Below are 6,857 nucleotides of genomic sequence, written 5' to 3' on the forward strand. Positions count from 1 at the left end.
CGGCTCAGAACGGTGGCTCATCGTTGTATTTGCTCTTCTTCAGATTCTCTGTTGCCCACGGGTCGTCCTTCTTCGAGGGCGTGGTTGCCCACGGATCATCGGAAGCTGAGCTATCAGGCGGGGTGCCGCTACCTGGTGTTGCAGCTGTCGGCCAGGCTCCCGGCTGTCTCGATGGACTCGCCGGAGGGGGGACTGATGGCGCGGCCTTGGGAGGTGGCGCAGGTTCGGCGTTCGGACCGGGTTCGCTGTCGTCGACAGCGTTGTTCCACAAAAACCTCAGGTAGTCGACGCAGGTTGAGTCGTCGTCAGGGTCGAGGTCTTCGGAAGGCAGCCAACGCCGTCTTTCAGGATCCTGGTTGGCCATCATGCACAGCGTCCGCAGGCAGAGCTCGACCCTTGCCCAGTCGCTGGGAGTCGCTCCCCGAAGAAGACGCCGCGCAGTCTCCCGGCTGAGGGTGGCGTCTTTGCTCTCCATCCGGCGAGAAGCCATAGCGATCTTCTCAGCGGGAGGTCGACCCGCCTCCCGAAAGTGATGATGAAGCTCGACCACGAACTTACGCAGCGGGCCGGGCGGCAGCTCTTGCTCGCTCGGCATGCGGAGCATCCTGGGCATCGTCCCAATCTGGCACAGGACACCTCGTCAGCACCCGGGATTACTCAACATCTCCCAAAGCCCCCGGGAGCACCCCTCTCCCCCCTTCACCTCCCCTTGAAAACACCAAGGGATACCTGGAGAGAGCTCTGGAAAACATTGAAGGCCTCACTGAACCCAAGGTCACCCTCCTCCCGCGCATTGCCCCCCTTTACTCCTTGAAGCTCAAATCAGCCCCATGAAGCGTCAGTTGACCTCGGGTTAGCCACGACAAGCCAGCCGACACACGCAAAAACCCAGTTGAACTAACCACTGTTTTCGCTGGTCAGACGGCTTTTCGGGGTGCTTTTGTTGTGGGCGTGCACTCCCAGGGACGCTTCGTCGTCTCACGGAGTGGACGACGGCATGGCGGTCGCTGAAAACGGCGACGGCCCCCTGGTGGGCAGGGAGCCGTCCGCAGAAGACCCGAACAACTCAAGGGAGAAGTCCATGTCCGACACCGAGCGTACGGGGAATGAGAATGCCCCGGAACCCCCACGGCGCCGAAAGCGGGACCGTACATCCCCACGCCGCCACTGGCCTCATCGCCTTCGCCGCCTACGCCGCGAAGCCGGCCTCAGCCTGGTCCGCGGGGCGGCAACCGCAGTGGGCGGCGTCGTGGTCACCTACAGCTGCCTTTGGGTTCAGTCACGTTGACGAACAGAGGTGAGCTGATCGCGGCCCCGGCACGTTATTCGAGGCTGGTGGTTCAGGCGGCGGCGGTGCGGCCGGGAATGACGCCGAGAGCCTGGGCGAGCAGGGCACGGGAGTGTGCGCGCGCTGCCGGGTCCGGGATCATGTCCTGGACCATGACTTCTTCGGCGCCAGTGGCCTTGGCCATCTGCTCGATCTGGTTCCGGACGGTCGTGGGGCTCCCGGCGCGCTCGAAGACCCGCAGGGGATGGCGTCGTTCCCGCGCATCCCGATGACGCTCGGGCACGAGAACGCCGGCGTGATCAGCGAGGTCGGCCCCGGGATGGAGAGCTGGAAGGTCGGCGACCGCGTCGGGCTTGCGCCGGTGATGCCCGACGGTGACGCCATCGGCTACGGCGCCTGGGACGGCGGCTACGGCCCCAAGGTACGTGCCACCGGCGTGAACCTCGTGCGCCTGCCCGACGAACTCCCCTTCGGGCTGGGCGCGATAGCAACCGACGCGGGCATCACCTCCTACCACGCCATGGTCACCGCCGGCGGCCTGAAGCAGGGCATGCGGGTCGGAGTGATCGGCCTCGGCTACATCGGCGCACGCGTCGCTGTACTCAAGGGAGGCGAGGTCTACGCCGCCGACATCGACCCCACCACCCGGGAACACGCCACCGAGATCGGACTGGCGGGCGTCGCCGAGTCGATCACCGAGTTCGCCGACAAGAACCTGCCGCTGATCGTGGACTACGCGGGATTCGGAACCACCACCGCCCAGGCGGTAGAGACGCTCGCCAAGGGGGGGGGAACCCTGGTGCAGGTCGGCCTCGGCCGCTCACAGGCCACGGTGAACACCCAGGCCCTCATCTTCAAGCAGCTGCGCATCCTCGGCTCCCTGTCCGGCGCCCAGCAAGACCTCACCGAACTCTATGAGCCTCCGCCAACTTGAAGCCGCAGGTCAAAGGGCTGGCATGACCGGCTCTCGGGGTGCTCACGCTGGTCGTGGGCGACAGTCTGCGGAGTAGATCATCTGGCGGAGTGGTCGATTCGCCAGTTCCTACTCGCTGTAGCCGGACGGCCTTCTACCATCCGGTGCATGTTGGATCCCGAGCTGCTGGAACGGATCACCGCGCGGCGTGCGGAACTGGACGAACTCGAAGAACGGTTGGCCGAGCAGCTGGCGGAGGTGCGAGCCGAGTGGGACGAACTCGCCGTCGCCGAACGCGTCCTTGAGCGGGTGAGCGAGCAGTTGGCCGACGAGCGTGCCTCGGCCGCGCCGATGCCCGGGCAGGTGACTGGAAGGGCGGTAATGCTGATCCCGAACCGCACGCCGGACGTGGAGGAGACCATGCTCCCGCCGGACTACCGGCGCATCCTCGCTGCCGTACGGCAGGCTGCTGGGCCGGTCATGGCCCGGCAGGTCGGCGAGATGTTGGGAGTGGACGTCAGTGTGCGCAGCAAGCTGGAACCGCTGCGGGGGAAGCTGGTCAGACTGACCAATCGCGGCTGGCTGAGGAAACTACCCGATGGCCGGTTCACCACCCGCCTGTGAGCAGTGACGCCGCCGCCTGGAACAGCGCGGCACGGGCGCGACCACGGTGTCCCGACGGCGGTTGCAATCGTGTGACGAAAACCATGGAGCGCGCCGAGGACGCCTGCCCGCTCGTATAACAGTGCCGTCTCCCGCTGTCCATGCACACCGTCAACCACCTCGGTGACCTGCTCCGACGCCATCTGAAGGCGATCCGGTCCAGGTGGCGGATCCTGCCGCCAGGGAGGATCGCGGTGATCGTCCTGGCCATGCTGCGTCATGACCAGCGCCTGGCCGACATGGCTGGCGGCAACAACGTGTCCGAGTCCACTGTCCGCCGCTGGCGGGACGAACTGATCGCCCTACTTGCCGCACAGGCCCCGCGCCTGGACCGCGCCCTGAAGAAGGTCGCCAAGCAGGGCGGGGAGGTGGTCCTGATCGACGGCACGCTCATCCCCACCCAGCGTCGCACCGGAACGGCCAACCGGCGGAACTACTCCGGCAAACACCGTCATCACGGCCTGCACTTCCTCGCCCTGACCGACGAGAGGGGCCGCCTGGTCTGGATGTCCGCCGCCCGGCCCGGCCGCACCCACGACATCACCGCCGCCCGCCATGACCACGTCCTGACTCACTTGCGCGCCGCCGGTCTCGGGGCGCTAGCGGACCTCGGCTTCCGCGGCCTGGACAACGACGTACACGACCCCGTGATCATCACCGGCTTCACCGCCAGCCGCGCCCACAAGCTCACCCCAGGCCAAAAGGATGCCAACCGCTCCTCGCTGTCGGACGCGCGCCGGTCGAGCACGGATTCGCCCACCTCAAAAACGGGCGAATCCTCAGCCAACTTTGCATCGATCCGGCCCGTGCCCTCCGCATCCTGCGTGCCCTGCTCGTCCTGTCGAACCTCGAGGTCACCCGCTGACGGATCTACTCAGCAGACAGTCGCCCACGACCAGTGCGTGTGCCCCGTGAACCGGGTATACGAGCCCTTTGCCGGCAACCCATTGAGCCGGCCCCAGACGGTCCCCTTCGAGCGAGGGTGCGTCAGGGCTGAATGTTTTCCAGGTCCTTGAGGAGGCTGGGGTGGGTCGGCTGCCACCCAAGGGCATCGCGGGTGTAGGCGCTGGACGCCGGCTGGTCCATGGCGAAGATCGGGCCGAACGGGCCGAAGCTCTCCTTTGGAACCTCCTCGACCGGCAGGCCCAGTCGCCGGCCGATGACTGCGGCGATGTCCCGCACCGTGTCGCCCTCGTCGGCGACGGCATGCCAGGCCGTCCCGGCCGGTGCCGACTCCAGGACCAGACGGAACAGGGCCGCTGCGTCAAGCGCATGCACGGCCGGCCAGCGCTGGGTGCCGTCGCCCGGGTAGCCGGCCACCCCGGTGCGGCGCGCTGCATCAGCCAACAGGCCGGCGAATCCGCCCTGCCCCTCATTGTGGACCGTGCGCGGCATGCGGACAGCCATGCTGCGCAGACCGCGCGAGGCGAGATCCAGCAGCGCTGTGACCGAACGGCCTCGACCGCCCACCGGTCCGTCGGTCGGCAGCGGATCGGCCTCGGTGGAGGCGCGTCCCGGCACCCAGGGCGTACCCGAGACCGTGACGATCGGGCGGTCGCTTCCGATGAGTTCCTGCCCCAGCGCGGTGAGAGCGGCGCTCTCCTCGGCGATGGCCTTCGCGAGCGCATCCGGACTGCCGTAGTCGCGTCCGAACGCCAGACTGATCACACCGTCGGACTGCGCAGCGCCGGACCGCAGGACGTCGAGGTCCGCCAGATCTCCTCGCAACACTGTGGCACCAGCGCTCTCGAGGACCTGCGCGGAACCGTCCGAGCGAGCCAGCGCGAGAACGGTGTGACCGTTGCCGAGCAGTTCGGTGACGACAGCGGAGCCAATGGTTCCGGTACCGCCGGTGACAAAGACGTGCATGAGTCCTCCACGAAAGTGATGGGACTGTTGTCCCATCACTGACTCTACATGGCGACGGGACAGCAGTCCCATCACCTATCCTGGTCTCATGGGTAGATGGCAACCAGGGGCGACCCAGCGACTCGTCGTCGCGGCCGTCGACCTGTTCACCGAGCAGGGTTACGACGCCACCACGGTGGCGCAGATCGCCGAGCGCGCCGGCGTCACCAAGAGCACCTTCTTCCGGCACTTCTCCGACAAGCGCGAGCTACTGGTCGCTGGTCAGGAGACGCTCAGCAGGCTGCTTGCCGACGGCATCACCGAGGCTCCGGCGGATGCCAGCCCGCTTCAGGCGGTGGCAGTCGGCCTCGAGCGCGCATCGAGCGCCATGGGGCCGACCAACCGCGAACTCGGCCCCCGCCTCAAAGCAGCGGTGGCAGCCAGTACCGAACTTCAGGAGCGCGATGCCCTCAAGAGCATCGGTCTCGCGGCCGCCATGACAGCCGCGCTCATCGCCCGCGGTGTCCCCGAATCGACCGCGCATCTCGCGGGCGAGCTGGGAGTCCTCGCGTTCAAGCGAGGCTATGCCCAGTGGTCCGAAAGCCATCGTGATGACGCAGAAGGACTCGCGCCACATGCACTGGCAGCCTTGGAAGACCTGCGTGCGGCAACTGCATCGCTGGGCTGATCGATGGCGTCGGCGGGCCCTGTCGGCGCCATGGGTACTGCGCCCGTCGACCGTCTCCTACGCGCCCTGCTCGCCCTGACAAACCTCGAAGTCAACCGCTGACAGATGATCTACTGCGCAGACTGCCGCCCACGACCAGCGTGAGCACCCCGAGAGCCGGTCATGCCAGCCCTTTGACCTGCGGCTTCAAGTTGGCGGAGGCTCATTGAACCGCTCGCCGCACCTCATCCGCCCGGGAGGGGTGCGCGGTGTCGTCCTGGCGAACTCGCTTGTGCGCGGCGGCTACGCTCGCAGCCACTCCGGTCGGCGTGGGCGCGATGCGGCAGCGGCAGCGGCACCACAGTGCCAGCGCCCATGGGGCGCTGGCCGGAGCCCCACACTGCGTGGCAGGCACGTAGGGCCGTGTGGGTGCTACAGATCCAGCACGGCGCGCAGCGCACGGTCGACGCGGTCCATGACGTCCCGGTCGACGGTGCCGCGCAGGGTGGCACCGTCGAAGCGTTCGGTGCGCAGCTGCTGCACGTTGACGGCAACCGCGGCGCACGGGAGCGGGTCGCTGATCACGACGGACATGGCGGTGTCCGGGTAACGGCCCGAGGGGTGCAGCACGATCACCACGACCGCGCCGAACGTCGTCTCCAGCCCGGTGAGGGAGATGATCAGAACGTCGCGGCCGTCTGCGAGCGTCCAGATCTCGGCGCGCTTCACAAGGTGTCGCCCTCGCCCGCCAGGTCACTGCCGAGACCGAGCGCGGCGAGCTGCTGCGCGGCGTCGAGGACGGCCTGGCGGCGGGCGGCACGCACGATGTAGGCGTTCAGGCTCAGGCCGGCCGCTTCCGCACCCGCCCGGATCGACGGGTCGAGATCATCAGGGATGCGCAGGGTCATCACAGTCATGCCACCAGAGTAGCCACCACAATGTGGTGGCGCAGTGCAATGTACGTGAGGTACCAGTGGCCTGCGGCACGGTACAACCCATGTACGTGACGGTCACCAATTGAGTGATGCTCGCGGATGTTCTGCGCCCCGCACCGGCTGCTCTCGCTCGTGCCAGTGAGGAGCCGTAACCCCGCTTGCGGGGCGGAGCGTTGGGTGATCACACGAAATGTGATCAAGGTCGGGCTTACGGCCGCCTCCGCTGTCCTGCTGCCGGCTCCCGCGTCGTCAGCGCCGGCGCCGACGAGCGCGTCGGACACAGAGGGGGCCATGTCGATCGATGTCCAGGGCAGGGAGCTCCACGTGGACCGCATCAGCGTGTCGGCTACCAAGCAGCCCTAGGTGTTCTGTCCGGGGAGGTTGTGGACGGGTGAGCGAAATCTCGGCTGAGGGATCTTGAACGGGTGAGGGCCTCCCGGGTTCGGTCTGGATTGCGACGTCTACACCGACCAGAAAGGCCCTCGTGCCTCACCGTAATGCACCGCTGACCGAGACCGGCCGGCTGCGCCTGGCCCGCTGCGT

At 67.3% G+C, this 6,857-nt stretch carries 9 protein-coding genes; 4 read left to right on the forward strand and 5 right to left on the reverse strand.

Annotated elements, in window-relative coordinates:
• Positions 1–4 precede the first annotated feature (4 nt).
• Both ACIREE_RS40885 and ACIREE_RS40890 read right to left on the reverse strand, forming a co-directional pair.
• Positions 5–595 carry a hypothetical protein gene (locus tag ACIREE_RS40885; RefSeq protein ID WP_404164409.1) on the reverse strand — a complete coding sequence of 197 codons (591 nt, stop codon included), beginning with the start codon at positions 593–595 and terminating at the stop codon, positions 5–7.
• Between the two features lie 745 nt (positions 596–1,340).
• Positions 1,341–1,472, reverse strand: coding sequence for a hypothetical protein (locus tag ACIREE_RS40890; RefSeq protein ID WP_404164411.1), 132 nt, complete (start codon positions 1,470–1,472; stop codon positions 1,341–1,343).
• A 60-nt stretch (positions 1,473–1,532) separates the two neighbouring features.
• On the opposite strand from ACIREE_RS40890, the gene ACIREE_RS40895 reads away from it, so the two are divergent.
• From ACIREE_RS40895 to ACIREE_RS40905, 3 genes are all read left to right on the forward strand, one after another.
• Positions 1,533–2,222 carry a zinc-binding dehydrogenase gene (locus ACIREE_RS40895; protein ID WP_404164413.1) on the forward strand — a complete coding sequence of 230 codons (690 nt, stop codon included), beginning with the start codon at positions 1,533–1,535 and terminating at the stop codon, positions 2,220–2,222.
• A 147-nt stretch (positions 2,223–2,369) separates the two neighbouring features.
• The gene (locus tag ACIREE_RS40900; protein WP_404164415.1) at positions 2,370–2,825 is read left to right on the forward strand and encodes a hypothetical protein; all 456 of its coding nucleotides are present in this window, start codon (positions 2,370–2,372) and stop codon (positions 2,823–2,825) included.
• 140 nt (positions 2,826–2,965) lie between these two features.
• Positions 2,966–3,880, forward strand: coding sequence for a transposase family protein (locus tag ACIREE_RS40905; RefSeq protein ID WP_404164417.1), 915 nt, complete (start codon positions 2,966–2,968; stop codon positions 3,878–3,880).
• On the opposite strand, the gene ACIREE_RS40910 is transcribed toward ACIREE_RS40905, so the two are convergent.
• Positions 3,852–4,733 (reverse strand): SDR family oxidoreductase, encoded by an 882-nt coding sequence (locus ACIREE_RS40910; protein WP_404164419.1) that lies wholly within the window; start codon positions 4,731–4,733, stop codon positions 3,852–3,854. The two genes, ACIREE_RS40905 and ACIREE_RS40910, sit on opposite strands and share 29 nt — an antisense overlap.
• A gap of 88 nt (positions 4,734–4,821) precedes the next feature.
• On the opposite strand from ACIREE_RS40910, the gene ACIREE_RS40915 reads away from it, so the two are divergent.
• On the forward strand, positions 4,822–5,400 hold the full coding sequence (locus ACIREE_RS40915) for a TetR/AcrR family transcriptional regulator (protein WP_404164421.1): 579 nt from the start codon (positions 4,822–4,824) through the stop codon (positions 5,398–5,400).
• A gap of 411 nt (positions 5,401–5,811) precedes the next feature.
• Here the strand turns inward: ACIREE_RS40915 and ACIREE_RS40920 are convergent, their stop codons facing one another.
• Positions 5,812–6,108: a hypothetical protein gene (locus tag ACIREE_RS40920; protein WP_404164422.1), complete on the reverse strand. Its 297-nt coding sequence runs from the start codon at positions 6,106–6,108 to the stop codon at positions 5,812–5,814.
• A complete protein-coding gene (locus ACIREE_RS40925; RefSeq protein ID WP_404164424.1) occupies positions 6,105–6,296 on the reverse strand; it encodes a toxin-antitoxin system HicB family antitoxin in 192 nt (63 codons plus the stop codon). The genes ACIREE_RS40920 and ACIREE_RS40925 overlap by 4 nt, the downstream gene beginning before the upstream one ends.
• Between the last annotated feature and the right edge of the window lie 561 nt (positions 6,297–6,857).

Source organism: Streptomyces sp. NPDC102467, from assembly GCF_044765445.1.
In the GTDB taxonomy this organism is placed as follows: Bacteria; Actinomycetota; Actinomycetes; order Streptomycetales; family Streptomycetaceae; genus Streptomyces.

Excerpts from the sequence above, each read along its gene's own strand:
- ACIREE_RS40895 (WP_404164413.1), top strand. The coding sequence starts at position 1,533 with ATGGCGTCGTTCCCGCGCATCCCGATGACGCTCGGGCACGAGAACGCC.
- ACIREE_RS40925 (WP_404164424.1), bottom strand. The coding sequence starts at position 6,296 with ATGACTGTGATGACCCTGCGCATCCCTGATGATCTCGACCCGTCGATC.
- ACIREE_RS40915 (WP_404164421.1), top strand. The coding sequence starts at position 4,822 with ATGGGTAGATGGCAACCAGGGGCGACCCAGCGACTCGTCGTCGCGGCC.
- ACIREE_RS40905 (WP_404164417.1), top strand. The coding sequence starts at position 2,966 with ATGCACACCGTCAACCACCTCGGTGACCTGCTCCGACGCCATCTGAAG.
- ACIREE_RS40885 (WP_404164409.1), bottom strand. The coding sequence starts at position 595 with ATGCCGAGCGAGCAAGAGCTGCCGCCCGGCCCGCTGCGTAAGTTCGTG.
- ACIREE_RS40890 (WP_404164411.1), bottom strand. The coding sequence starts at position 1,472 with ATGGCCAAGGCCACTGGCGCCGAAGAAGTCATGGTCCAGGACATGATC.
- ACIREE_RS40900 (WP_404164415.1), top strand. The coding sequence starts at position 2,370 with ATGTTGGATCCCGAGCTGCTGGAACGGATCACCGCGCGGCGTGCGGAA.
- ACIREE_RS40910 (WP_404164419.1), bottom strand. The coding sequence starts at position 4,733 with ATGCACGTCTTTGTCACCGGCGGTACCGGAACCATTGGCTCCGCTGTC.